The 25,706-nt window shown below is 74.4% G+C and carries 21 protein-coding genes and 1 tRNA gene; 11 read left to right on the top strand and 11 right to left on the bottom strand.

Annotation, left to right across the window (positions count from 1 at the left end):
* Positions 1-2: 2 nt before the first annotated feature.
* The 4 genes from AES38_RS00190 to AES38_RS00175 form a co-directional block, all read right to left on the bottom strand.
* Positions 3-713, bottom strand: a complete 711-nt coding sequence (locus AES38_RS00190; protein ID WP_081001803.1) for a HEAT repeat domain-containing protein — start codon at positions 711-713, stop codon at positions 3-5.
* Positions 710-1,441: an alpha/beta fold hydrolase gene (locus AES38_RS00185; protein ID WP_053773269.1), complete on the bottom strand. Its 732-nt coding sequence runs from the start codon at positions 1,439-1,441 to the stop codon at positions 710-712. Before AES38_RS00185 ends, AES38_RS00190 begins: the two co-directional genes overlap by 4 nt.
* Before the next feature lie 96 nt (positions 1,442-1,537).
* Positions 1,538-2,647, bottom strand: coding sequence for a Gfo/Idh/MocA family protein (locus AES38_RS00180; protein WP_053773268.1), 1,110 nt, complete (start codon positions 2,645-2,647; stop codon positions 1,538-1,540).
* Positions 2,644-3,450, bottom strand: coding sequence for a sugar phosphate isomerase/epimerase family protein (locus AES38_RS00175; protein ID WP_053773267.1), 807 nt, complete (start codon positions 3,448-3,450; stop codon positions 2,644-2,646). The genes AES38_RS00180 and AES38_RS00175 overlap by 4 nt, the downstream gene beginning before the upstream one ends.
* Before the next feature lie 238 nt (positions 3,451-3,688).
* On the opposite strand from AES38_RS00175, the gene AES38_RS00170 reads away from it, so the two are divergent.
* Positions 3,689-4,078 carry a VOC family protein gene (locus AES38_RS00170; protein ID WP_053773266.1) on the top strand — a complete coding sequence of 130 codons (390 nt, stop codon included), beginning with the start codon at positions 3,689-3,691 and terminating at the stop codon, positions 4,076-4,078.
* A gap of 93 nt (positions 4,079-4,171) precedes the next feature.
* Complete coding sequence (locus tag AES38_RS00165; RefSeq protein ID WP_053773265.1) at positions 4,172-5,197, top strand: alpha/beta fold hydrolase; 1,026 nt, start codon at positions 4,172-4,174, stop codon at positions 5,195-5,197.
* A 34-nt stretch (positions 5,198-5,231) separates the two neighbouring features.
* Here the strand turns inward: AES38_RS00165 and glsA are convergent, their stop codons facing one another.
* From glsA to AES38_RS00150, 3 genes are all read right to left on the bottom strand, one after another.
* On the bottom strand, positions 5,232-6,197 hold the full coding sequence (gene glsA, locus AES38_RS00160; RefSeq protein ID WP_053773264.1) for a glutaminase A: 966 nt from the start codon (positions 6,195-6,197) through the stop codon (positions 5,232-5,234).
* 293 nt (positions 6,198-6,490) lie between these two features.
* Positions 6,491-8,305 (bottom strand): RecQ family ATP-dependent DNA helicase, encoded by a 1,815-nt coding sequence (locus AES38_RS00155; RefSeq protein ID WP_053773263.1) that lies wholly within the window; start codon positions 8,303-8,305, stop codon positions 6,491-6,493.
* A gap of 102 nt (positions 8,306-8,407) precedes the next feature.
* Positions 8,408-9,478, bottom strand: a complete 1,071-nt coding sequence (locus AES38_RS00150; protein ID WP_053773262.1) for a GTP-binding protein — start codon at positions 9,476-9,478, stop codon at positions 8,408-8,410.
* 44 nt (positions 9,479-9,522) lie between these two features.
* Here AES38_RS00150 and ykgO point away from each other — a divergent pair, with 44 nt between their 5' ends.
* Positions 9,523-9,645: a type B 50S ribosomal protein L36 gene (gene ykgO / locus AES38_RS00145; protein ID WP_043667673.1), complete on the top strand. Its 123-nt coding sequence runs from the start codon at positions 9,523-9,525 to the stop codon at positions 9,643-9,645.
* A gap of 43 nt (positions 9,646-9,688) precedes the next feature.
* Here the strand turns inward: ykgO and AES38_RS00140 are convergent, their stop codons facing one another.
* The 3 genes from AES38_RS00140 to AES38_RS00130 are packed head-to-tail and all read right to left on the bottom strand — an operon-like array spanning position 9,689 to position 13,819.
* Positions 9,689-10,873, bottom strand: coding sequence for a sensor histidine kinase (locus AES38_RS00140; protein WP_053773261.1), 1,185 nt, complete (start codon positions 10,871-10,873; stop codon positions 9,689-9,691).
* Between the two features lie 7 nt (positions 10,874-10,880).
* A complete protein-coding gene (locus AES38_RS00135; RefSeq protein ID WP_053773260.1) occupies positions 10,881-11,570 on the bottom strand; it encodes a response regulator in 690 nt (229 codons plus the stop codon).
* Positions 11,567-13,819: a bifunctional lysylphosphatidylglycerol flippase/synthetase MprF gene (locus tag AES38_RS00130; protein WP_053775564.1), complete on the bottom strand. Its 2,253-nt coding sequence runs from the start codon at positions 13,817-13,819 to the stop codon at positions 11,567-11,569. Before AES38_RS00130 ends, AES38_RS00135 begins: the two co-directional genes overlap by 4 nt.
* Positions 13,820-14,075: 256 nt before the next feature.
* On the opposite strand from AES38_RS00130, the gene AES38_RS00125 reads away from it, so the two are divergent.
* Complete coding sequence (locus AES38_RS00125; RefSeq protein WP_053773259.1) at positions 14,076-16,088, top strand: acyltransferase family protein; 2,013 nt, start codon at positions 14,076-14,078, stop codon at positions 16,086-16,088.
* A gap of 43 nt (positions 16,089-16,131) precedes the next feature.
* Here AES38_RS00125 and AES38_RS00120 read toward each other — a convergent pair.
* Positions 16,132-16,218: transfer RNA gene (locus tag AES38_RS00120), tRNA-Leu, on the bottom strand.
* Between the two features lie 196 nt (positions 16,219-16,414).
* On the opposite strand from AES38_RS00120, the gene AES38_RS00115 reads away from it, so the two are divergent.
* From AES38_RS00115 to pknB, 7 genes are all read left to right on the top strand, one after another.
* Positions 16,415-17,146, top strand: coding sequence for an FHA domain-containing protein (locus AES38_RS00115; protein ID WP_053773258.1), 732 nt, complete (start codon positions 16,415-16,417; stop codon positions 17,144-17,146).
* Positions 17,143-17,727 (top strand): FHA domain-containing protein FhaB/FipA, encoded by a 585-nt coding sequence (locus tag AES38_RS00110; RefSeq protein ID WP_053773257.1) that lies wholly within the window; start codon positions 17,143-17,145, stop codon positions 17,725-17,727. The genes AES38_RS00115 and AES38_RS00110 overlap by 4 nt, the downstream gene beginning before the upstream one ends.
* A gap of 4 nt (positions 17,728-17,731) precedes the next feature.
* Complete coding sequence (locus AES38_RS00105; protein WP_053773256.1) at positions 17,732-18,994, top strand: PP2C family protein-serine/threonine phosphatase; 1,263 nt, start codon at positions 17,732-17,734, stop codon at positions 18,992-18,994.
* Positions 18,987-20,384, top strand: a complete 1,398-nt coding sequence (locus AES38_RS00100) for an FtsW/RodA/SpoVE family cell cycle protein (protein WP_081001801.1) — start codon at positions 18,987-18,989, stop codon at positions 20,382-20,384. The genes AES38_RS00105 and AES38_RS00100 overlap by 8 nt, the downstream gene beginning before the upstream one ends.
* Positions 20,381-21,832, top strand: a complete 1,452-nt coding sequence (locus AES38_RS00095; RefSeq protein ID WP_053773255.1) for a peptidoglycan D,D-transpeptidase FtsI family protein — start codon at positions 20,381-20,383, stop codon at positions 21,830-21,832. Before AES38_RS00100 ends, AES38_RS00095 begins: the two co-directional genes overlap by 4 nt.
* Positions 21,829-23,754 carry a protein kinase domain-containing protein gene (locus AES38_RS00090; RefSeq protein WP_053773254.1) on the top strand — a complete coding sequence of 642 codons (1,926 nt, stop codon included), beginning with the start codon at positions 21,829-21,831 and terminating at the stop codon, positions 23,752-23,754. Before AES38_RS00095 ends, AES38_RS00090 begins: the two co-directional genes overlap by 4 nt.
* 133 nt (positions 23,755-23,887) lie before the next feature.
* Positions 23,888-25,636, top strand: a complete 1,749-nt coding sequence (pknB, locus tag AES38_RS00085; protein ID WP_053773253.1) for a Stk1 family PASTA domain-containing Ser/Thr kinase — start codon at positions 23,888-23,890, stop codon at positions 25,634-25,636.
* Positions 25,637-25,706 lie beyond the last annotated feature (70 nt).

The following is a 25,706-nucleotide window of genomic DNA, read 5'->3' as shown; positions in this document are numbered from 1 at the left end:
CGTCAGCGCGGGGAAGGCGGGCGCCGCACCAGGTGCTGCCCGAAGGAGGTGCGCCGCGCCTCGGCGAGGGCGTCGTCGAAGCGGAGCTCGGGGTCGCCGAGCATCGCGAGGGTGGCGAGCGCGTGGATGCGCACCCGGGCGTCGGCCGCCTGCCGCGACCGCTCGACCACCTGCACCGACGCCTGGCCGACCGCGACGAACGCGCGCGTGAGGCTGTGCTGCATCTCGGCGGATCCGCGTCCCAGCTGCGAGGCGAGCTCGCGCAGGAGCAGCCGGGCGCCCGCAGGATCGCGGTCGGCGTCGATCAGGCCCGACGCCGTGCGCCACGCGGTGCGCGCCACGTGCTCGTCGCGGTCGCGCAGCAGCTCGCGCCCGATGGACGGCAGCGCGCGCCGGTCACCGATCTTGGAGAGCGTGTGCAGCGCCTGGCTGCGGGCCTGCGGGATGGGCGAGACGAGCTCGGCGACGAGCGGCGGGATGGTCAGCTCCGGGTCGTGCCGGATGAGCGCCCACGTGAGCATCTCGCGCACGTTGAGGTCGGGCTCGACGCGGCAGCGGTGGATGAGGCCCTCGACGAGCGCGGGATCCGGCCGGGTGCCCGCGGTGAGCGCCGCCTGCAGGCGGGCCGACGGGTCGGGAACGCGCAGGGCGGCGGCGAGACGGGCGGCGATCTCGGCGTCGGCGGGGCGGTCGGGGCGCGCGGCGTCGGTCACAGCACGTCCTCGATCGCGGCGAGCACCCGGTCGGGGTCCTCGAGCTGCATGTCGTGGTGGATCCCCGGCAGCCGGCGGACGTCCCACCCTGCCGCCTCGAGCTCGGCCGCGTACGCATCCGGCAGCACGGCGGGCGCGTCGTCGGAGAGCACGATCGTCGACGGGACGGCGGGCGCGCTCACCGCGAGCGGGTGGAACGCGACGTCGCGGAAGACGCCGACGGCCATGCCGCGGTCGAAGCGCGCCTGCGCGGCGTCGAGCGAGGCACGCACCGCGGCCGGGTAGGCGGCGCGCACTCGGGCGGCGGCGCGGGCCCGCGGGATCTGCGCGGCGGCGAGCCCCACGAGCGGCGCCGCCCAGAACAGGCGCCCGCGGATCCCCGTGGTCGGCAGCGCGAGCCGGAACCCGGGGTCGAGGTAGACGGCGCGCGCGGGCTCCAGCCGGGCGACGGCGCGCACCAGCACGGATCCGCCGAGCGAGTGCCCGACGACCGCGTCGAGCCCGCGCGGCAGGGACTCGGCGACGTCGTCCGCCATGTCCTCGACGCCGTACGACGCGGCGCGGTCGCTCTCCCCGTGCCCGCGGAGGTCGACGGTCGTGACGGTGAAGCGGCCGGTCGCGACGAGCCGGTCGACGACGGGCGCCCAGGTCGCGCCGTCCGCGCCGAGCCCGTGCACGAGGCCCACGTGGCGCGCGCCGGATCCGGTGGTGACGCGGTGCAGCTGCATGGGTCCAGTCTCCTCCGTGGGCAGTCCGACGCCGAGCGCGGGACGGCCCCGCATCCGTCTCCGGATGCGGGGCCGTCGGGTCGAACGGGCGCGGCGCTACAGCGTCGCGGCCGCCGGGTCCCAGTCCTCCGCGAGCGGCGTCGGCTTCGCGACGCTCGACGCGACCTTCACGACCTCGCGGCTGTCGGCCGCGTCGCGGATCGCGAGCAGCACGTCGAGCACGTGCGCCGCGACCTCGCCGGACGCGCGCACCGGGTCGCCGCCGCGGATGCTGCGCGCGAGGTCCAGCACGCCGGAGCCCCGGCCGTACGTGGATCCGGCCGCCGTCAGCGTCTCCGGCTCCTGCTGCCCGAAGCGCCACAGCTGGCTGTCGCCCTCGAACGTGTTCGGGTCCGGGAGCACGATGGTGCCCTCGCTGCCCGAGATCTCGACGAAGCCCATGCGCGGCAGCGCGTTCTGGAAGCTGAACGTCGACTGCGCCGACTGCCCACCCGCGAACGAGATGAGCGCCGCGTGGTGCGTCGGCACCTCCACGGGGAAGTCGGTGCCCTGGCGGGGTCCGCTGCCGATGGTGCGCGTGGTGCGCGAGGTCGAGGAGACCGCGCTCACCGTCTCCGCCGCGCCGAACGCGTGCACGAGCGTGGTGACGTAGTACGGGCCCATGTCGAACAGGGGTCCGGCGCCCTTCGCGAACAGGAACTCGGGGTTCGGGTGCCAGGCGTCGGGGCCGGGCACGTGGAAGAGCGTCGTCGCGGTGAGCGGCTCGCCGATGTCGCCGCGGGCGATGGCGCGCATGGCCGACTGGATCCCCGCGCCGAGCACGGTGTCGGGCGCGCACGCCACCTGCACGCCGGCCGCGCGGGCCGCCTCGAGCAGGTCCTGGCCGGACGCGTGGTCGAGCGCCAGCGGCTTCTCGCTCCACACGTGCTTGCCGGCGGCGACGATGCGCCGGCCGACCTCCGCGTGCGTGGCGGGCAGCGTGAGGTTCACGACGATCTCGATCCCGTCCATCGCGAGCAGCTCGTCGACGGTGCCGTGGTGCGGCACGCCGTGCTCCTCGGCGCGCGAGCGGGCGCGGTCGAGGTCGATGTCGGCGACGAACAGGACCTCGAGGTCCGGGAACGCCGTCATGTTCTCCAGGTAGGTGCCCGAGATGACGCCCGCGCCGATGACGCCGACGCCGACGCGGCCGGTGCCGCCGGTCACTTGTCGTTCTCCTGCAGCCAGGCGAAGGACGCCGCGATGCCGTCGAACACGTCGCCCGCGTAGTCGTCGAACTCGACGACGCGGAGCGCCTGGGGGGCGGCCGCGAGCACGGCGGCGACGTCGACGTCGCCCTGGCCCGCGGGCTCCTGCATCTTGAAGGCCTGCGCGAGCTCCGGGGGCACGACGAGCGCGGACTCGGCGCTCGGCAGCACGTTGGCGATGGCGTCGGAGATCTTCCCGTCCTTCACGTGCAGGAACTTGACGCGGTCACCGAGCTGACGGAGCAGCGCAGGCGTGTCCATGCCGCCGACGGTCGACCAGAAGGTGTCGAGCTCGAGCACGACGTCGGCGTTCAGGCGCTCCACGAAGAGCTCGTAGACGGGGCGTCCGTCGACCTTGTTCGCGAACTCCCACTGGTGGTTGTGGTAGCCGAAGGCGAGCCCGCGCGCGGCGGCCTGCACCTGCAGCTCGTTGACGCGGTCGGCGATCCGGTGCGCGTCGTCGGCGGTCTGCCAGCGCTCGGAGGGGATGAAGGGGTCGATGACCGTCTGGATCCCGAGCTTCGCGGCGGCGTCGAAGGTGCGGGCGGCCTGGTCGTCGTCGCCGTCGATGACGGGCGCGTGGCCGGAGGGAGCCGTGACGCCGGACGCGGCGAAGGCGGCGGCGAACTCGTCGGCGCGCTCGACGAACGCGTACGGCTCGACCTGCGTGTAGCCGATCTCGGCGACGCGGGCGACGGCGCCCTGCAGGTCGGCGGAGACGGCGTCGCGGACCGTGTAGAGCTGGACGGAGGGGGCGGACATGGTCGCTCCTTTCAGGAGGGTGACTGGTGGCCCGACGGCCGTCGCACGCTCCTGCCGTCGTCAGGACGGCTGAGCCACGATGCCCGCAGGGATGTCCGGCGCCGAGAGGCGCCGCGTCGTCAAACCTACCGGTGGTCGGGGTCCGGGGCCCAGGGGGGCGGCCACTGGATCCTGGTCGGCGTCGGAGGCGGGTGCCAGGCTGGCAGCACCCGCTCGACGACGAGAGAAGGAGCCGCCCATGAGGATCCACCGCACCATCACCGTGTTCGACGCACCGGACCTCGCCGCGGAGAGCGCCTTCTGGGCCGGCCTCCTCGGCGGCGAGGTCGACGCGGAGGACGACTGGCACAGCGTGAGCGTCGACGGCGAGTGGCGCCTCGGGTTCCAGCTCGCACCCGACTTCGTGCCGCCCGTCTGGCCGGGCGACGGCCCGCGCCAGCAGATGCAGCTGCACCTCGACCTCTACGTCGACGACCTCGACGCGGGCCGCGAGCGCGTGCTCGCCCTCGGCGGCACCCTCGTCCAGCCCGCGGCGGACCCGACCGCGCCCGACCGCTTCGACGTGTACGCGGATCCGGCGGGGCACCCGTTCTGCCTGTGCATCTCGAGCGGGGACGCGCGGGCCTGACGCGCGCCGGATCGGCGGACCCGCAGGCGCCGTGCCCTAGCGTGGACGCCTCGCGGATCGCACCCGACGACCCGTCCGCCGCAGGAGGCACGCATGACCGAGCACGGCCGCCCCGCGACCACGGTCCGCGTCACACGCCTCGTGCACCGCGGCCTCACCGTGCGGATCAGCACCCTCGGCAGCGCAGGCGACCGCGCCTTCGTGCTCGTGCCCGGCATCGGCGTCTCCTCCGACTACTTCGAGCGGCTCGCGCCGCGCCTCGACGCGCACGGCACCGTGCACGCGCTCGACCTGCCGGGCTTCGCGGGCGTGCGACACCCCGGGCGGTCGCTCGCGATCCGCGAGTACGCCGACCTCGTGGGCGCCGCGATCGACGAGCTCGGCCTCGACGACCCGGTGCTCGTCGGCCACTCGATGGGCACGCAGGTCGTGGCGGACCTCGCCGCCCGGCGCCCCGACCTCAGCACGCTCGTGCTCATCGGGCCCGTGGTCGACCGGTCCGCCCGCTCCGTGCCGGTGGCGGCCCTGCGGTTCCTGCGGTCGTCGCTGCACGAGCCCCGCCGGATCCAGGTGCTCGCCGTCCGCGCCTACCTCGTCTGCGGCGTGCGCTGGTTCCTCCGCGTGCTGCCGCGGATGATGCGGTACCCGATCGAGGCCCGCCTGCCCGAGATCCGCGCGAGCACGCTCGTCATCCGCGGCGAGCACGACGCCGTCGCCCCGCGCGCCTGGGTCGAGGAGATGGGCCGCCTGCTGCCCCGGGCGCGGCTGTGGGAGATCCCCGGCGCCGCGCACTCGGTGATGCACGACCACGCCGACGAGGTCGCCCGCCTCTGCATCGCCCACCTGGAGCGGCCGCCGGGCGAGGGCTCGTCCACCGAGGACGCCTCCGCCCAGCTGCGCCGGTTCCCGGAGGGCGAGGAGCGCCACGACGAGGAGCACGCGGACTTCGCGCCCACGCTCGGCGACTCGATCCGCGGCCTCCGCGCGCAGGTCGCCGAGGGCATCGCGATCCACCGCGACGACGACGCGGCGATCGGCCGCGCCAAGACCGCGCACGCGGAGGCGATGGCGGATGCGGCGGAGCGGGCGCGTCGCCGGCGTCGGAGGCGCGCGGGCTAGGCGGATCCGCCGTCGCGGGACCCGCGGATCCGCGTCACTCCCCCGCGCCGCCGAACGCGTGCAACCCCAGCTGCTCTGCGAGCTCCCGCGCGAGCACGGCGCCGCGCACGCTCGTGCCCTGGCCGTCGAGCGGCGGGCTGAAGACGGCGGCGCCGAGGCGACCGGGCGCGGACAGGACGATGGCGCCGGAGACGCTCGACTTCGCGGGCACGCCGACCCGCCGCATCCATCGTCCGGAGCCGTCGTAGACGCCGCAGGTGGCCATCACGGAGACGACGTCGCGCGCCACTTCCTGCGTCACCACGCGTGACCCCGTCAGCGGGTTACGGCCGCCGCTCGCGAGCGTCGCGCCCATCGCCGCGAGGATCGCGGGCGTCACGAGCACCGCGCACGCCCGCGCGTAGGCGGCCACCGCGTCGTCGGCCGAGACGTGCAGCGTGCCCTCCGAGCGCATGAGGTGGGCGAGCGCGTGGTTGCGGTCGCCGAGGAGCTGCTCGCACTCGGCGACGTCCTCGTCGACCTCGAGGTCCTGGCCGGCGAAGGCGCTGAGCCCGGCGAGGATCCGACCGCTGCGCTCCTCGAGGGTGGACCCGCGCACCAGGCTCGCCGTCAGGATCGCGCCCGCGTTGACCATCGGGTTCGGCGGCCGGCCCGTGCCGCTCTCGAGCTTGATCGCGTCGAAGGCCTCGCCCGTAGGTTCGATGCCGACCGCGTCGAGCGCGGCGCCGTCGGTGTCGGCGAGCGCCAGCGCGAAGAGGAACGGCTTCACGGCCGACTGGATGGAGAAGGGGTGCGCGCTGTCGCCCGCGGCGTGCGTGCGGCCGTCGGGCGTGACGAGCGCGATGCCGGCGAGCGACGGATCCGTCTCCGCGAGCTGCGGGATGCTGTCGTCGACCTCGCCGCCGTCCTCGTCGGCGACCGACGCGAGCAGCCGGTCGAGGTCGAGCGCGTGAACGGCGCCGTGCGCGGGATCGTGCGGGGCGGATCCGGGAGGCGTCATGCCCCGAGCCTGCCAGCGCGGGCGGCGGCCGACCCGAGCGGGCCGCGGCCGCTGATCCCGCGGAGACCGCGACGACGCGGAAGAGGGTGTGGCCCGGCCTCCGTGCACGGAGGACCGGGCGGTCGGAACGTCTCCCCCGAGACGCCGACCCGATGCGAGGACCGCCCACCCGAAGGGCATGTCCCGCTGATTGACAACGTAGGCCAATCCGGAGCTCCATGCATCTGCATCGACGCATTGCGGCTAGTCCGACCGGTCAGCCGACGGTGTCGGAAGGCGGATCCGGGCCGCGATCACGCCTGCTGCAGCAGCCGCCCCTCCTCCACGAGCTTCCGCGACAGCACGCGGTACCCCTCCTTCTCGAAGAACACGGTGATGCGGTCGTCCTCCGTGCTCATCACGGTGCCGGGCCCCCACTCGGCATGGGTGACCTGCGACTGCGCGGGGAACATCTCGTCGGAGGCGTCCGCGGCGGCATCCGCGTCGCCCGCGTCCGCCGCGCCCATGGCCTCCTCGTGCGCGTCCTCCTCGTCGAGCCGGTCGCACACGTCGCAGTTGCCGCACCGCTCCGGCGAGTCCTCGCCGAAGTAGCCGAGCAGGTACTGGCGGCGGCAGTGCGGCGCCTCGGCGTAGCCGCGCATCATCTCGAGCCGCGAGACCTCGATGCGCTCGCGCTCCTGCGCGACCTCCTTGGCGCGGGCGGCGGCCTCGCGCGGATCCAGCTCCTCCCTCACGAAGGCGCCGTCGCGGTCGGATCCGAGCACGCCCGCGTCCACGAGCAGGTTGAGCACGCCGCCGACGGTGCGCGGCGACATCCCGGCCCGCTCCGCGACCGCGGCCGGCCGCACGGGCCCGTCGGCTCCCGCGACCGCGACCGCCGCGTAGACGTCGCGGAGGCTCGCGGGCTTCGGCGTGCGCGCCGCGAAGAAGCGGCGGAGGCCGAGGTCCTCGTGGCGGTAGTGCAGGATCCCCACGGCCGGCTCCCCGTCGCGGCCCGCGCGCCCGACCTCCTGGTAGTACGCGTCGACCGACTCGGGCGGCGCCGCGTGGATCACGTAGCGCACGGTCGGCTTGTCGATCCCCATGCCGAACGCGCTCGTGGCGACGACCACGTCCACGTCGTCCTCGTGGAACGCGGTCTGCACGCGGTCGCGCTCGGCGGCAGGCAGGCCCGCGTGGTACGCGTCGACGCGGAGGCCCGCCGCGCGGATCTCGTCGGCGTAGTCCTCGGCGTCCTTGCGCGTCGCCACGTAGACGAGGCCCGGCTGCGTCTGCTCCCCCACGTGCGCGACGATCGCCCGCCGCTTCTCCGCCTCCTCCGTGTGCCGGCGCACCTCGAGCCGGATGTTCGGCCGGTCGAAGCCCGAGGAGAGCACGAACGGGTCGCGCAGCCCCAGCCGCTCCTCGATCTCCGTGCGGATGGGCGTGGATCCCGTCGCCGTCATCGCGACGGTCGGCGGGTGCCCGAGCGCGTCGATCACGCCGCCGAGCCCCAGGTAGTCGGGCCGGAAGTCGTGGCCCCACGACGCGACGCAGTGCGCCTCGTCGATCACCACGAGCGACACCCCGCGCGCCACGAGCCGCTCGACCACCTCGTCGCGCGCCAGCTGCTCGGGCGTGAGGAACACGATCCGCGCGCCGGGCTCCTCCACGGTCGCCCACGCCTCGTCGAGCGCCTTCCCGCGGATCGTGCTGTTGATCACGCGCGCGGGCGGCGCCGCCGGCGCGTCCTCGAGGTTCTGCACCTGGTCGGCCTGCAGCGCGATGAGCGGCGACACGACGACGGTCAGGCCCTCCATCAGGACGGTCGCGACCTGGTAGATCGCGGACTTGCCGTAGCCGGTGGGCATCACGACGAGCGCGTCGCGCCCGCGGACGAGCGGGCCGATGGTGCGCACCTGGCCGTCGTGCAGCTCGTCCCAGCCGAAGGCCTCGCGGGCGACCCGGAGCGCGTCCTCGGGCTCGGGCCCCGGTACGGGCTCGGGGACGATGGCCGGATCCTCCGCGGCGGGCCGCTCGTCGGGTGCGCGGTCGGCGTCGGCGGTGCTGGTGCGGGTTCTGGTGCGGGTCGAACGGGTCGTGCCCGCCGCGGTGCGGTTCTGCTTCACCTCCCCACTGAACGCCGGCGGCCGAGCAGTGCCCAGGTCCCGCGGCCCGCTCTCGGCGCACCGTCACCCTCGCCGGCGTCCGGGCGCGCCGCTGCCCGGCGCTCAGTCGGCGTCGACCCGCGGGAACGGATCCACGTACCCCGCCCACGCCGACGGCCCCGCCGCGAGCTCCTCCCCCGTGAGCACGGCCCGGCCGATCGCGCGCCGCAGCACCGCGGGCCGCAGCCCCACGCCGAAGAACGCGATCTCCGTCCCGTGCGGCGCCTGCTCCTGCCAGGGGTCGATCCCGGTCGGCTGGAGCGTCAGCATGGATCCCACGCTCGACCACCCGCCCACCTCGCCGGGCCGCGACGCCAGCGACACGAACCCCTTCGACCGCAGCATGAGGCCCGCGCGGTCGGGCCGCAGCTCCTCCTCCACCGCGCGCGCCAGGCGCTCCGGGTGCAGGGGCCGGGGCTCGCTCACCACGACCGAGCCCACGGGCCCGTCGAGCCGGTCGATCTCCGCGGGCCGCGACGCGAATCCGGCCGCCGTGATCTCCCGCATCCACCCCGCGGACGCCGCCAGCCCGGGCACGTCGCCCCACCGCGGCAGCCGCCCGAGCGCGAGCGGACGGCGCGCGTCGAGCACGGTGGCCCGCGGCGCCAGCCGGCGCACGAGCGCGAGCAGCGTCCCCCGCGACTCCAGCGGCACCCGCGCCATCCCGGTCAGCACCACCACGGTCGCGTACTCCACGAGGTCCACGAGCGTCTCGGCCTCCGCGAACGCGTCCTCCACCCGGCCGAAGGCGATCGCCTGCAGCCGGTCGGCGGGCACGACGGAGACGACGTGGCGCAGCCTGAACCCGGATCCCGCCCCGCCGAACGCGCGCTGCAGCTCGTGCTCGCGGCGCAGCAGCAGGTCGAGGCCCATGCCGGTCGCCCGCGCGTCGGTGCCGGCCGGGATCCCGACGACGGCCTCCGTGCCCGGGCCGCGCTCCGCCAGGTCGTCGAGGAACCGCGCGATGGGCTCGACCGGATCCGCCTCCTCGGGCGGGAGGACGAGGAGCGTCGCCGCCACGTCCGCCACCGCGTCGCGGAGCACCGCGCGGAGGCCGGATCCCTCGCCGACCACGAGGACGACGCCCGACGGCGGCTGCGGGTACACGGGCAGGGGGATGTCGCGAGCGGGCATGGCGGTAGTCTATTGAGAACTGTTCTCACGAAAGGACCATCCCCATGAAGGTGCGCAATTCGATCAAGGCCCTGAAGAAGCTCCCCGGCGCGCAGGTCGTGCGCCGCCGCGGCCGCGTCTTCGTCATCAACAAGCTCACGCCGCGCAACAAGGCGCGCCAGGGCTGACGGCCGCGGGCGCACGTCCCGCGGCGAGCGCGGCGAGCGCTCGTCAGAGCGGGAAGCGCAGCCGCAAGAGGTGGGATCCGTCCGGCCGCGTCTCCGCCGACAGGGTCCCGCCGAGCAGCTGGGCGCGCTCGCGCAGACCGGTGAGCCCGTGGCGTCCGCTCGGCAGGTCGAGCAGCGGGAGCGTCGGCGCGCCCGCATCGACCTCGACGACCACGTGCCCCGCGTCCAGGCGACCGGTGACCCGCACGACCGCGCCCGTCGCGTGCTTCCGCGCGTTCGTGAGCCCCTCCTGCACCGTGCGATAGACCGCGCGCTGGGCGGCCGCGGGCAGGTCGTCGGGGAGGTCGACGGCGGTCTCCACCTGGATCCCGCTGGCCGCCACGAGCGCCGGCACGTCGGCGAGCGTCGGCTGCGGCGCGAGCTCGCGCCGGTCGCCGCCCGCCGCGCGCAGCACCTCGACCATGCCGCGCAGCTCCTCGAGGGTCACCGTGCTGAGCCCGCGGATGGTGCGCGCCGCCTCCCGGGAGCGCTCGTCGGCCGCGCCCATCTGCATCGCGCCCGCCTGCACCGCGATGAGGCTGACCTGGTGCGAGACCACGTCGTGCATCTCGCGCGCGAGCACGGCGCGCTCCCGGGCCAGCGCCACCTGCGCGGCCTGGCGCTGCCCGAGGCTCTGCGCCTCCCGCAGCTCCCGGAGCTGTGCCGCCGTCGTCCGCCGCTCGCGGAGGAACGCGCCGAGCAGCGCCGGCCCGACGGTGTAGAGCGTCGCCTCCACGAGCGGCTCGACGAGCGACGGCAGGTCCGCGGGCGGCCAGACGGGCGCCAGGTACGCGACGGCGGCCGCGCCGCTGGACACCGCGACCCGCCACCGCGCCGTGCGCGAGAGGCCCATGTCGAACAGCGCCACCACGAGGGGCACGTAGGCGATCCCGACGTAGAAGGCGGGGATCGCCGCGGCGAGGCTCAGCCAGGCCCAGCGCCTCCGGAGCAGCAGGCCGAGACAGGCGACGACGCCCGCGACCGCGTCCCACGGCGACTCTGCCGACGAGATGAAGGGGTACGACGCGGTGACGGCGATCCCGACGATGAGCAGGTCGACGAGCACCGCGCGGATCCGCTCCGCGGCGATCCCGGCGCCGGCACGCCCGTCACCGGCGGCGTCCTCGGCGTCGGCATCTCCGGCGCGCCCCGACGGACGCGCGGCACCCGCCCGCCGGATCACGCGCATCGCCGGATCATCGTCGCGGCACGAGCCCGGCGCGGTCGGCGACGACGGCCGCCTCGACGCGCGAGCCGACGCCGAGCGCCTGCACGATCGAGCTGACCGTCTCCTTGACCGTGCCGAGCGTGAGCCCGCACTCCGCGACGATCTCGGCGTTCGAGAGACCGCGCGCGAGCGCCTTCAGCACGGTGACCTCGCGGTCGCCGAGCCGGTCGACGCGCGCCCGTTCGCCGTCGTCCTCGAGCGAGCGGAACAGGCGCCCCGGCCGCAGCCCCGGCGCGAGCACGATGCCGCCGGACGCGAGCGTGAGCACGTGCCGGGCGAGCTGCTCCGGATCCGTGTCCTTGAGCAGGAACCCGGACGCCCCGCGGTGCAGGGCCTCGAGCACCTGGTCGTCGGTGTCGAACGTGGTGAGCATGGCGACCGCGGGCGGTCGCGGCTCGGCCATCAGCTCCGCGAGGATCGTGAGGCCGTCGGGCGCGGGCATCCGGATGTCGAGGAGCACCACGTCGGGCGCGTGCTCCCGGACGGTCGCGACGGCCGTGTCGCTGGAGACCGCGGCCCGGACGGCGATGCGCGGGGAGGCACCGAGCACCATCGCGATGCCGGAGCGCACGAGCGACTCGTCGTCGATCACCACCACGCTGACGACGGGGCCCGCCGCGGTCGAGGGGCCGGCGTGCGCGTCGGATCCGGTGCTCACGCGTCCCGCCTCCCGTCGCGGGTTCCGCCGTCGGCGCCGTCCGCGCCGCTCCGGTCCCCCGTCCGGCCGAGGCTAGCGCCCCGTGCCGCCCGCGCGGCCGCGCGCGCCGATCGACGCAGCTCGCGGGAGTGGGCGCGCGCCGCCCGGAGCGCCCCGGCGAGCTGGCGGATCCGCAGCGTCGGCACGTAGGCCGCCGTGAGCGCGCGCCCGATCGGCGCGAGGTCGGCCGCTGTGGGGCAGGCGAGCCAGAGGGTCTCGTAGCGCGGGTCGAACTTGGCCTTGAAGCGCAGGAGGGAGGTGAAGCCGTAGGACGGCTCGAGCACGCGGCCGGTCGCGGTCAGCAGGCGCGCGACGAGGCGGTCGACGGCCCCGCGCGGACGCGAGCTGCCCACGCCGGCGAGCGGCGTGCCCGAGAGGCTCAGGATCTCGAGCCCCTCCGCCTGGAAGGTGCGCGCGGCCGTCGCGATGAGGAACTCCATCACGCCCGGCATGGGGCCGGTGCCGCGGCGCATCACGTCGAGGGTGCGGCCCACGAGGCGACCGTCCCGGTGGACGGGCAGCCAGCTGGTGACGCCGTGCACGCGGCCCGAGGCGTCGACGGCGAGGAGGATCCGGACCTCGGGGTCGTCGAGCTCGCGCAGCCCGCCGAGGGTGAAGCCCATCTCGGGCAGCGCCTTGGCGTCGGCCCAGTCGCCGCTCAGCGCGTCGACCGCGGCGCGCAGGCCGTCGGGCAGGCCGCGGTAGGTGCCCCAGAGGGCGTCGACGCCGTCGCGGGCAGCCCGGTTGGTCGCGGTGCGGAGGTCCTGGCGGCGCTTGCCCGAGGTGGAGAACGAGGCGAGGTCGATGACGGCCTCCTCGGCGACCGGCGTGACGCTCCAGCCGAGCTCGGCGAAGACCGGGAGGTGGCTCGAGTGGATGCTGTAGAAGGCGGGCACGAGGCCCCGCGCGGAGCAGTGCCGGGCGAAGGCGCGGATCGTCGCGGGCGCGTCCTCGGCGGACGCGAGCGGGTCCGACACCGTGAGGGCCACCCCGTGCGCGGCGCGGTAGGCCACGGCACCGCGCGCGGACGGGTCCTCGTCGGCCGCGAACCAGTGGCTGCTGCCCGACCACGTGCCCATGAAGCCGAGCGATCCGGCGTCGGACCGCATCAGCTGCGCGAGCACGCGGTCGCGCCCGGCCGGGCGCCCGTCGACGGCCGCGCGCTTCGTGAAGGACCGGCGGCGGGCGACGAGGACTCCGAGGGCCGTCGCGGGCAGGAGCCACGTGGTGAGCACCAGCAGGGGCAGCTCGACGTCGATCCAGGAGGCGGTCGTGAACGTGAACCAGTCCTCCGCGAGCGGGATGACCGTGTAGTACCAGGCGAGGAGGCCGGTCACGAGCAGCAGCGCCGTGATCCCGAGCACGAGCCCCAGCCGCCGCCCGCGGAGGAGCAGCGCGACGGACACGATGAGCACGCACAGCACGGCGACCGTGCTGCCCGGGTCGAGGAGCGACCCCATGGTGCTCAGCACGCCGATCGCGTCGCCCGATACGGCGGCGATCCACCAGCTGAGCGTGACGGTGCCGAGCACGGTCGCCGCCACGACGCGGGCGCTGGACGCGGCGGCGTCCTTCCAGGCGGGGAGCGGGGACAGCGGCACCAGGATCCGGCCGAGGCCCAGGCCGATGAGGAGCGCGACGCCGCGCGTGAGGTCGACGCCGTGGCCGCCCGCGAGGAGGCCCGCCAGCACGGCCGCGAGGACGGCGGCGCGCAGCCCGTCGCGATGCGCGGGCGCGAGGCCCCGGCTCGCGGCGGCGGCCACGGCGACCAGCACGACCGACGGCGCCCACAGCCGGTCGGCCGCGTCGATCTGCGAGTAGAGGTCGCCGAGCGCGACGCCCGCGGCGAGGAGGAGGGAGGCGACGGCGACGGGCGCCAGCGACCCGAGGGCCGCGACGACCAGGGTGCGGAGGATCCCGATGCGGCTCTCCGACCAGGCGAGCACCATCACGGCGACCGCCACCGCGATGGCGGTGGCGGCGGGGTGGGCCAGCTCGCCGAGTCCGGCCATGGCACCCATCCAGGCGCTGCCGGCGGGGACCGCGAGGACGGCGAGCGGGTGTCGGGCGATCGCGCGGCCGAGGATCCGGACGACGCCCGGCACCGCGGCGGGCGCGGCGGATGCGGCGGGCGTCGCGCCCTCCGACGGCGGCAGGTCCGCGGGGTCGGCGGACGGGCGGGCGGTGGGGGCGAGCGTCGGGTGCGTCACGTCCCCAGTGTGCGGAGCGGCGGCGGCCCGGGGCATCCGCCTGGGGATCCGATCCGTCCGACCATCGGCTGATCGCGTCCGCCGATCGGCTGGTGCCCGATCGCGCCGGCCGCCGAGCCGGCCGCCGCCGCGCCCGCCCTCCGCCTCGCGCGGCCACGACCCCTCCGCGCACGCGGCATACTCGGCGTAGTCGTGGACGGGGGAGTCGATGCGGCCGATGACGGCGGGGCGGATCGGTGCGGGTGCCGACGCGCCGATGCGCTCGTCCCCGCGGCGCGCCGACATCCAGGGGCTCCGCGCCGTGGCCGTCCTCGCCGTGGTCCTGTTCCACGCCGGCCTGCCCCTGCCCGGCGGCTTCCTCGGCGTCGACGTCTTCTTCGTCATCTCCGGCTACGTCATCACGCAGGTGCTCCTGCGCGAGTTCGCGGCCACGGGCCGGATCCGGCTGGGTCGCTTCCTCGGCCGGCGCTTCCGTCGGCTCGCGCCCGCCCTCGTGACCGTCGTCCTCGTCACGCTCGTCGCGTCCGCCCTCATCCAGTCCCCGCTCGTCGGGGAGACGACGACCCGCACGGCCCTCGGCGGGCTGGTGGGGGTGGCGAACGTCGTGATCTACCGCACCACCGGCGGGTACTTCGAGCCCGCTGCCGCGTCGAACCCGCTGCTCCACATCTGGTCCCTGTCGGTCGAGGAGCAGTTCTACCTCGTCTTCCCGGTCCTCCTCCTCGCCGCCCTCCTCGTCGCCCGGAGGTCGCGTGCCCGCGCGCTCCCGGCCGCGGTGCTGCTGGGGATCACGGTCGCATCCGCCGGCGTCGCCATGGCCACGGCAGCCGGGATCGACCTCCCCGGCCCGCAGTTCCCCACGAGCTACTACAGCCCGGTGACCCGCGCGTGGGAGTTCGGGGCGGGCGCGCTCGTCGCGATCATCCCCGCCGCCCGCGTGCTGCGGTCGTCGCGGGCCGTCGTCGCGGTCCACGTCCTGGGGGCCGGGCTCCTCGTGGTCTCGCTCGTCGCGATCGACGCGTCCGTCCGGGGTCCCGGCCCCTCGACCCTGCTCCCCGTCGCGGCCACGGCCCTGCTGCTGCTCGCCGGTGCGGACGCCGCCGGTCCCGTCGCCGCGATCCTCCGCTCGACGCCGTCGGTCCGCCTCGGCGACGTCTCCTACTCCTGGTACCTCTGGCACTGGCCGGCCATCGTCCTCACGACCGCGCTCGTCCCGGACAGCACGCCGGCGAAGGCGGTCGCCGCCCTCGCCGCCCTCGTCCCCGCCGCCATGTCGTACCGCTGGATCGAGCGACCGCTCCGCCGGCCGCCCGTCCGCACGAGGTGGGGCACGCCACGGCTGGCGGCCGCGCTCCTCGTCCCCGCGGTCATCGTCGTCGGGACCGTCGGCATCGCCTCCGACCGCGGCTGGGGGATCCCGGAGGTGCAGGCGATCCATGCGCGCCACACGGGATGGGACGCCTGCATGACCTTCGCGACGCTGGGGGACGGATCCGCGGCGGACCCCGACCCCGCGCGCTGCACGTGGGACGCGGCGGCGACGGGACGGCCCGTCTACCTCGTGGGCGACTCGAACGCCAGCCAGTTCAGCGAGGCGGTCATCGCGGCGTCCTCCTCGCTCGGCCGACCCACGAGCATGCGCACCGCCGCCGCGTGCCCGTTCGTCGACGTCCACCGGCAGATCGGCGCGACGCCCACGGCACAGGACCGCGCCTGCCGCGCGTACTACGAGGACGCGCTCACCTGGCTGGAGGGCGCGCCGGCCGGCACCGTCGTCATCGCGAGCACCGAGGGGTACTGGTCGGGCGGCGACGCCGCGATCGGCCGGACGCCGCAGGACGTGAGCCGGGACGTGCCCGCGAGGACGGCCGCCCTCGCCGCCGGCCTCACGAGGACGACCACGGCGCTGCGGGATGCCGGCCACGACGTGGTCCTCGTCCAGTCCGTGCCGCATCCGATCTTCAGCGGCCACCGGGACGTCCCCGAGAGCTGCTCCGTGCTCGCGCTGGCCACGCGGACGTGCGCGCTCTCGGTCCCGCTCGCCGAGATCGACGCGGTGCAGTCGCCGAGCAGGACGACGCTCGAGCAGGTCGCGGAGTCGACGGGCGCCACCGTGCTCGACCTCCGCGACGCGTTCTGCGACGCGTCCTCGTGCGCGATGGACCGGGACGGCGAGCTGCTGTACCAGGACGCCATGCACCTCACGGTGGAGGCGAGCCGGACGTTCGCGCCGCGGTTCGCGGAGGCGCTGGCACCGTCGACCCGATGACGCGAGAAGGCCCCCGGGGGAACCCGGGGGCCTTCTGCTCCGCTGGTGCGCGAGGGGGGACTTGAACCCCCACGTCCTCACGGACACACGGACCTGAACCGTGCGCGTCTACCAATTCCGCCACTCGCGCCAACCGGACGACATTATCACGCCGCGGAGCCGGATCCGCGCGCCCCGGCCCGCTCCGGGCACCCGCGAGCGCCGCCGCCGGCCCGATCCGCGCCGCCCCGCACGCGCCGTGGGGCCGGTGTCCAGGGCCCCGACGCGCGAGTTGGCTAACATCGCACTATTCATCCGCGGAAGGACCGCGCGAGGACGGATCACACGTGGGAATCCTGGACAACTTCGAGAAGGGCCTCGAGCGCGCCGTCAACGGCGCCTTCGTGAAGACCTTCAAGTCCGGCCTGCAGCCCGTGGAGATCGTCGCGCAGCTGCGACGCGAGCTCGACACGCACGCCGCCATCGTCGACCGCGACCTCATCCTCGTCCCCAACTCCTTCACCCTCCGCGTCTCCCGCGCCGACCACGAGCGCATGGAGTCCATCGGCTCCACGCTCACCGACGAGCTGCGCCAGGCGGTCGAGCGGCACGCGTCCACCCAGGGCTACCAGTTCGCCGGCGTCGTGCAGGTGGGCTTCCGCCGCGACGACCAGCTCTCCGAGGGCGTGCTCGAGATCGACAGCCGCACGGTCGAGGGCAGCGTCACGTGGATCCCCGTGGTCGACGTCGCCGGCACCCGCCACCCGATCGCGGTCGGCCGCACCGTCATCGGCCGCGGCAGCGACGCCGACATCACGGTCGACGATCCCGGCACCTCCCGCCGCCACGTGGAGATCGCGTGGGACGGCACCCGCGCCCAGGTCCGCGACCTCGGATCCACGAACGGCTCCGAGCTGAACGGCGCGCCCGTCACGAAGGCGCCGCTCCCGCCGGAGTCCGTCATCCGCATCGGCCGCACCGCCATCACGTTCCGCGTCGTCCCGCAGGCCAGCGAGGAGCGCGGCGGCCGCGGTTCCCAGGGCCAGCGCCACGACGACGGCTTCTGGGGGGCCTCATGACCGAGCTGACCCTCCTCGTCCTCCGCCTCGCGTTCCTCGCGGTGCTGTGGCTGTTCATCTTCGGCATCGTCTACGCCCTCCGCTCCGACCTCTTCGGCCAGCGGGTGCGGAAGCTCCGCGAGGAGACGGGCTCGGCCGGCGGATCCCCGTTCCCCCAGTCGCCGTACGCCGCGTCCGCCGCCGCGGCTCCCCGGGCCGCGTCCCCGGCCGTGCAGCCGCCGCCCATCTCGACGATGCCGTCCGGCGCCAACTCGGGCGCCGTCCCGGGCCGCGCGAAGGCCACGACGTCCACCGCCCGCCACCTCGTCATCACGTCGGGGGCCAAGGCCGGCACGGAGATCCCGCTCGGCACCGAGCCGCTCACCATCGGCCGCTCGAGCGAGTCGGGGCTCGTGATCCGCGACGACTACACGTCCACGCACCACGCGCGCCTGCTCCTCTGGAACGACGAGTGGATGATCCAGGACCTCGACTCGACCAACGGCACCTTCCTCGACGGCAAGCGCGTGAGCGTCCCGACGCAGGTGCCGCTCGACACGCCGATCCGCATCGGCGCGACCAGCTTCGAGCTCAGGCGGTAGCGGCGTGGCGACAGTGACGCAGGCCGCTGCCGTCTCCCACGTGGGCAAGGTCCGGTCGAACAACCAGGACTCCGGCTACGCGGGACGGCACCTCTTCGTCGTCGCCGACGGCATGGGCGGGCACGCGGGCGGCGACGTCGCCTCCGCGGTCGCCACGAAGCGCATCATCGAGGCCGACAAGCCGTACGCCTCCGCGCACGACGCGGAGTTCGCGCTCCAGGCGGGCCTCGTCGCCGCCAACCAGCTCCTCGCCGAGACCGTGTTCGAGCACTCCGAGCTCACCGGGATGGGCACCACCGTGAGCGCGCTCGCCCGCATCGACCGCCACGTCGCCATCGCGCACATCGGCGACTCGCGCATCTACCTGTTCCGCCGCGGCGAGCTCAGCCAGATCTCCAACGACCACACCTTCGTGCAGCGGCTCGTCGACAGCGGCCGGATCACGCCGGAGGAGGCGCTCGTGCACCCGCGCCGCTCCGTCCTCATGCGCGTGCTCGGCGACGTCGACGCGGCGCCCGAGGTCGACACCCAGGTGCTCGACACGCACACGGGCGACCGCTGGCTCCTCTGCTCGGACGGCCTCAGCAGCTACGTCTCCGAGGAGCGGATCACCGAGATCCTCGCCACCGCCGGCACCCCCGAGACCATCGCCGACGCGCTCGTGAAGGAGTCGCTCGACCACGGCGCCCCCGACAACGTCACCGTGGTCGTCGTCGACGTGCTCGACGAGGACGACCGATCGGCCGCCGAGCGCCCCGAGCCGGAGCCGGTGCTCGTCGGATCCGCCGCGCAGCCGCTCGCCTTCGGCGACGAGCCGTCCAAGCGCGCCGTCCGGATCCCCTCGCTCCTCCTGCACCCGCTGCGCGCGAGCACCGCGGCGCGCGACGCCCAGTTCGAGCCCGAGTCGGACGAGTACCTCGAGGCGCTCATCGCCGAGGACCGCCGTCGCGCCCTCCGCCGCCGCGTCACGTGGCTCGTCGGCGTCGCCCTGATCCTCGCGGGCCTCGTGCTCGCGTGCGTGCTCGGCTACCGCTGGACCCAGTCGCGCTACTACGTGGGCGAGTCCGAGGGCACCGTCGCCGTCTTCAACGGCGTGCAGCAGACCATCGGGCCGATCGAGCTGTCCCACGTCTACGCGCGCACCGAGGTGCGGGTGGACGACCTCCAGCCCTTCTACCGCCAGCAGGTCGAGCAGACGATCAACGCCGACTCGCTCGCGGGCGCCCAGGACATCGTCAACCGGCTGCAGGAGACCGCGCGTGGCTAGCGCCGGCGTGGCGGACGCCCCCGCGCGCGGCCGCGAGCGCGCGCCCAAGGTCCCCCGGATCCGCGTGCCCCGGCGCCTCCGGAACCTCGAGCTCGCGTTGGTCGTGCTCGCCTCGGTCATCAACGGCGGCGCCCTGTACCTGGTGCAGCTCGGCGCCCTCGGCGCGTTCGACCGGAGCTTCTTCCTCCCCGCCACCGGCCTCGCGGTGCTCGTGCTCGGCATGCACGTGGCCCTCCGGTGGCTCGCGCCCGACGCGGATCCGTTCATCCTCCCCATCGCCACCGTGCTCAACGGCCTGGGCATCGCGGCCATCTACCGGCTCGACCTCGCCGGCGGGTACTCCGGCTGGGACAGCGTGGCCGTCCGCCAGATCGTGTGGTCGGGGCTCGCCATCGTGTGCGCGCTCGCGGTCATCGTGCTGCTGAAGAACCACCGCGTGCTCCAGCGCTACCGCTACATCGCGATGTTCGTGGGCCTCATCCTGCTGCTCCTGCCGATGCTCCCGTTCATCGGGCAGAACATCAACGGCGCCCGCGTCTGGATCCACATCGGCGGCTTCTCGTTCCAGCCCGGCGAGATCGCCAAGATCTGCCTCGCGATCTTCTTCGCCGGCTACCTGGTCACGGCGCGCGACAGCCTCTCCATGGTGGGCGTGAAGGTCCTCGGGATGCGCTTCCCGCGCGTCCGCGACCTCGGCCCGATCCTGCTCGTGTGGGCCGTGTCGATGAGCGTCCTGGTGTTCCAGCGCGACCTCGGCACGTCGCTGCTCTACTTCGGCCTCTTCATCGTCATGACGTACGTGAGCACCGGCCGCATCGGCTGGGTCGTCCTCGGCGCCGTGCTGTTCCTCGGCGGCGCGTTCGGCGCCAGCACGCTCGGCTACGTGGGCGGGCGCGTCGACGCCTGGCTGAACCCGTTCGACCCGGCCGTGTACGACGCGCAGGGCGGCAGCTTCCAGCTCGTCACGGGACTGTTCGGCATGGCGTCCGGCGGCCTCTTCGGGCAGGGGCTCGGCAGCGGGATGCCCGCCCTCACCCCGCTCGCCAACAGCGACTTCATCCTGGCGAGCCTCGGCGAGGAGCTCGGCCTCACGGGCGTCTTCGCGATCCTCGCCCTCTACCTCCTGCTCGTGTCGCGCGGATTCCGCATCGGCTTCGCCGGCCAGGACGACTTCGGCAAGCTGCTCGGCATCGGGCTGTCCTTCGTCATCGCCCTGCAGGTGTTCATCGTCATCGGCGGCGTCACGCGCGTCATCCCGCTCACGGGCCTCACGACGCCGTTCATGGCGGCGGGCGGCTCCTCGCTCCTCGCCAACTGGATCATCGCGGCCCTGCTGCTGCGCCTGTCCGACACCGTCCGCAACCAGCCCCGATTGGTGGTCGAGTCGTGAACCGCGAGCTGAAGCGCGTCTCCGTGTTCGTCCTGGCCATGTTCGTGGCCCTGTTCGTCGCGGCCTCGGTCATCCAGGTGATCGCGGCGCCCACGCTGCAGGCGGATCCGCGGAACAGCCGCACGATCATCGCCAGCTACTCGGCGGAGCGCGGCTCGATCCTCGTCGACGGCACGCCCATCGCCTCCTCGGTGCCGGTCGACGACCGCTACAAGTTCCTCCGCACGTACTCGCAGCCCGACCTGTACAGCGCGGTCACCGGGTACTACACGCTCGGCCAGGGATCCACGGGCCTCGAGGACTCCATGAACGACGTCCTGAGCGGCACGAGCGGCACGCAGTTCTTCGACAGCCTGACGCGCACCTTCACCGGGCAGGACCCGAAGGGCGCCTCGGTCGAGCTCACGCTCGACCCGAAGGTGCAGCAGGCGGCGTACGACGCGCTCGGGAAGCTGCAGGGATCGGTGGTGGCGATCGAGCCGTCCACTGGCCGCATCCTGGCGATGGTCTCCACGCCCGGGTACGACCCCAACGCCCTCGCGTCGCACGACCGCGCGGCCGTCAAGCAGACCTACGCGTCGCTCCTCGCCGACCCGGCGAACCCGCTGGTCGACCGGGCGGTCAAGAGCCTCAACCCGCCCGGATCCACGTTCAAGCTCATCACGGTCGCCGCCGCCCTCGAGTCCGGCCAGTACACGCCCGACTCCCTGCTCCCCAACCCGTCGACCTTCACGCTGCCCGGCACCAGCACGGTCATCACGAACGCCGGCGAGGGCGCGTGCGGACCGGAGCCCGAGGTCTCCATCGCGACCGCCCTCCGCCTCAGCTGCAACATCCCGATGGCGCAGCTCGGCATCGCGCTCGGCTCCGAGCGGATCGCGAAGATGGCGGAGGCGTTCGGCTACGGCAAGTCGATCGACGTCCCCATGTCCAGCGCGAAGAGCGTCTTCTCCCCCGACCTCGACGACGCGCAGACCGCGCAGTCCGCCTTCGGCCAGCTCGACGTGCGCGCCACGCCGCTGCAGACCGCCATGGTCACCGCCGGCATCGCCAACGGCGGCGACGTCATGAAGCCGAGCGTCGTCGACAGCGTCCTCAACCCCGACCTCAGCGAGCTGTCCGGCTTCTCGCCGAGCCGCTTCGCCGACCCGATCTCGAAGGAGACCGCCGCCACCATGACCCGGATGATGATCGACGACGTCCAGAGCGGCGTCGCGTCGAATGCGAGAATCAGTGGCGTCGACGTGGCCGGCAAGACGGGCACCGCCCAGAACGGCGCGGACGACCCGTACACCCTGTGGTTCACCGGCTTCGCGCCGGCGGAGTCCCCGAAGGTGGCGGTCGCGGTCCTGGTCGAGGACGGCGGCGGACGAGGACGATCGGGCTCGGGGAACACCCTCGCCGCCCCCGTGGCGAAGAAAGTGATTGAGGCGGTGCTGGACAGATGAGACCCACGAGCGGACTGACCTTCGGAGGGCGTTACCAGCTGGGCGATCGCATCGCCATCGGCGGCATGGGCGAGGTGTGGGAGGCCACCGACCTCGTCATCGGACGCAAGGTCGCGATCAAGATCCTCAAGGACGAGTACCTCGGCGACCCCGGGTTCCTCGAGCGCTTCCGCGCCGAGGCCCGCCACGCCGCGCTCGTCAACCACGAGGGCATCGCCAACGTCTTCGACTACGGCGAGGAGGACGGCAGCGCCTTCCTCGTGATGGAGCTGGTGCCCGGCGAGGCGCTCTCCACCATCCTCGAGCGCGAGCGCGTGCTGTCCACCGACAAGGTGCTCGACATCATCGCCCAGACCGCGCTGGCGCTCCACGCCGCGCACCAGGCCGGGCTCGTCCACCGCGACATCAAGCCGGGCAACCTGCTCATCACGCCCGACGGCCGGGTGAAGATCACCGACTTCGGCATCGCGCGGATCGCCGACCAGGTGCCGCTCACCGCCACCGGCCAGGTGATGGGCACCGTCCAGTACCTCTCCCCCGAGCAGGCGAGCGGTCACCCCGCCTCGCCCTCCACCGACGTCTACTCGATGGGCATCGTCGCGTACGAGTGCCTGGCCGGCCGTCGCCCCTTCACGGGCGAGTCGCAGGTCGCCATCGCCATGGCGCAGATCAACGAGCAGCCGCCGGAGCTGCCGGTCACCGTCGCCGAGCCCGTGCGCAACCTCGTCATGGCGTGCATCGCGAAGAAGCCGGCCGACCGACCGCAGAGCGCCGCCCACCTCGCGCGCGCCGCGCAGGCGCTGCGCCGCGGCGACGTCGGCACCGCCACCATCGCGGTCGCGGCCGTGGCCGGGGCCGCCGCTCTGGCCGACCCGGGCGCCGCCACCCAGGCCACACAGCTCATGCCGTCCGGCCGGGGCGTCGACACGGGCGCCACGACGGTGCTGTCGTCGTCCGGCCCCCGCGCCGGCGCCGCGGCCCCCCTCGTCTTCGACGACGAGGACGACGAGGAGCCCGAGCAGCCGCGCGCCCGCAAGCGCGCCATCTGGATCTTCGTCGTCGTCGCCCTCCTCGTCATCGGGGCCATCGTCGCCGGGGCCATCGCCCTCACCGCAGGCCGCGACTCCGCGGATCCCGCTCCGGCGCCCACCGAGACGAGCGCCTCGCCGACCCCCAGCCCCACGCCGACGCCGACCCCCACGCCGACGCCGACCGCGAGCACCGTCGAGGTCAACCGCGACGACTACATCGGCCGTGACCAGAAGACGGTCTCGAACGAGCTCACCGCCCTCGGCCTCAAGGTCACCGTCGTCACCGGCAGCGCCGCGCCGTCCGGCGAGGAGGAGGGCCGCGTCACCGCGATCACGCCCACGGGCAGCGTCGCGAAGGGGGCCACCATCCAGATCACCGCCTACGGACCGCAGACCCTGCCGACCGCAGCCCCGGCGACGCCCACAGTCACCCCCACGACGGTGCGCGCCGGCCAGGCGGTCGACATCTCCTGGCCCGCGTACTCGTGCCCGGCCGGGCAGACGCTCAACGGCTACCAGATCCAGACCGACTCGGTCTCGGGCGGCGCCACCGGCACGTGGGGCGGCAGCACCAACCCGACCAACGCCCAGACCACGTCCGGCGAGATCAAGGCGGGCACGAACCCCGGCACGTTCACCGTCAAGTACCTCGCCATCTGCGGCACCAACGAGTCGCCGTACAGCAGCACGGTCACCATCACCGTCGAGGCGGCCCCGGGCGGCACCGGCACGGGCGGAGGCGCCGGCGGCGGGAACGGCGGCGGCACCGGCGGCGGGAACGGCGGCGGGAACGGCGGCGGGAACGGCGGCACGACCGGCTCGGGTCCGACGCCGGCACCCGGCCGCACGGACGAGCGCTCGCTCGCCTCCAGCTCGCACCGCATCCCCTGAGTCGGGCTCCACGCCCGGCTGCCGACCCCGCGTCGGCGGCCGGACCCGGGCACCCGGGAGCCCGCCCGGACACCCAGCGGAGCCCCGGTAAGCTCATCCCCGTCCGAATCCCGATCCCGACGAGAGGCAGTCCGTGACCGACACGCGTGTGCTGGGCGGCCGCTACGAGGTCGGGGCGCTGCTGGGTCGCGGGGGCATGGCGGACGTGTTCGAGGGCGTCGACTCGCGCCTCGGACGCCGTGTCGCCGTCAAGGTCCTGCGCCGCGGCCTCGCCGAGGATCCGGCCTTCCGCAGCCGCTTCCGCCAGGAGGCCCAGGCCGCCGCGCGCATGTCCCACCCCACGATCGTGCGCGTCTTCGACGCGGGCGAGGACGTCGTCACCGACCAGGACGGCGCGTCCCACACGGTCCCGTTCATCGTCATGGAGCGCGTCGAGGGCCGCCTCCTCAAGGACGTCATCACCGACGGTCCGCTCGACCCGGACGAGGCCGTCCGCATCATGCGCCAGGTGCTCACGGCCCTCGAGTACTCGCACCGCGCCGGCGTCGTCCACCGCGACATCAAGCCGGGCAACATCATGGTCACGCCCACCGGCCAGGTGAAGGTCATGGACTTCGGCATCGCCCGCGCCGTCTCCGACACCTCCGCCACCATCGCCCAGACCACGGCCATCCTCGGCACCGCCCGCTACTTCTCCCCCGAGCAGGCCAAGGGCGAGTCGGTGGACGCGCGCACCGACCTCTACTCCGCCGGCGTCGTCCTCTTCGAGATGCTCACGGGCCAGGCTCCCTTCCGCGCCGACACCGCCGTGGCCGTCGCGTACCAGCACGTCAGCGAGACGCCGGTCGCCCCCAGCGCCGTCCAGGAGGACGTGTCCCCCCAGCTCGACCAGGTCGTCCTGCACGCCATGGCGAAGGACCGGTACGCGCGCTTCCAGACCGCGGCCGACTTCCGCACCGACCTCGACCTCGCCGCCGCGGGCGTCCTCGCGCCCCGCGAGGCGCCGACCCATGACGTGGGCGCCACCCTCTTCGGCGCCCCGGCCGGTCCGACGTCCTCCCAGCAGGCGCTCCGCCAGCTCGGCGTCGACGACGACCGCACCGTCCGCACGCAGAGCCGTCCGCCCGTGCCGTGGATCTGGGCGGGCGTCACCGTCGTCGTCGTGATCCTCATCGCCGTGGTCATCTGGGTCACGAACCTCAGCTCCATCGGTCCGCCCGACATCAGCCCGACCGTCCCGGACGTCGCGGGCACCACCTACTCCAGCGCCGCCGCCGCGCTGGAGGAGGCGGGCCTCGTCCCCCTCGAGCGCGACGAGGCCAGCACCTCGGTCGCGGAGGGCATCGTGCTGCGCACCAACCCGGATCCGGGCGAGAACGTCGCCTCGAAGACCGAGGTCGACGTCTTCGTCTCCTCGGGTCCGCCGAAGGTCCAGGTCCCGAACGTCGTGAACCTGGACGAGGGCACGGCCACCGCGAACCTCCAGGCCGCCGGCCTCACGGTGGGAGAGGTGGTCCGGCAGTCGTCGCCCACCGTGCCGGACGGCGTGGTCATGCAGTCGGAGCCCGCGGCGTCCCAGCAGCTCGCCCAGGGATCCGCCGTCAAGCTCATCCTGTCGAACGGCAAGGTCAGCATGCCGGACGTGATGGGCCAGCCGCTCGCGGACGCGCAGAAGCTCCTCGAGGAGTCGGAGCTCGTCGTGACCACGCGACGTGATCCGTCCTGCGGCCGCGCCGACGGGTCACCGGTGAGCCAGCAGTCCGTCGCGCCCGGCGACGTCGCCCAGCGCTCCACCGTGACGCTCACCTACTGCACGGGCGCGGTCCGCAGCACCCCGCCGCCCACCTCCCCCAGCCCCACGCCGGGTCCATCCCGAGGCTGATCCGCGCCTCACCAGAGCCACCGGATCGGTGAAGCGGCCTCGTGCTGACGCTCGCGCCGGGTGATCTCTC

The sequence above is a fragment of the Clavibacter capsici genome, from assembly GCF_001280205.1.
Lineage (GTDB): Bacteria > Actinomycetota > Actinomycetes > Actinomycetales > Microbacteriaceae > Clavibacter > Clavibacter capsici.
Note: the sequence above shows the minus strand (reverse complement) of the source record. Positions and strands in the feature narration are given on the sequence as shown.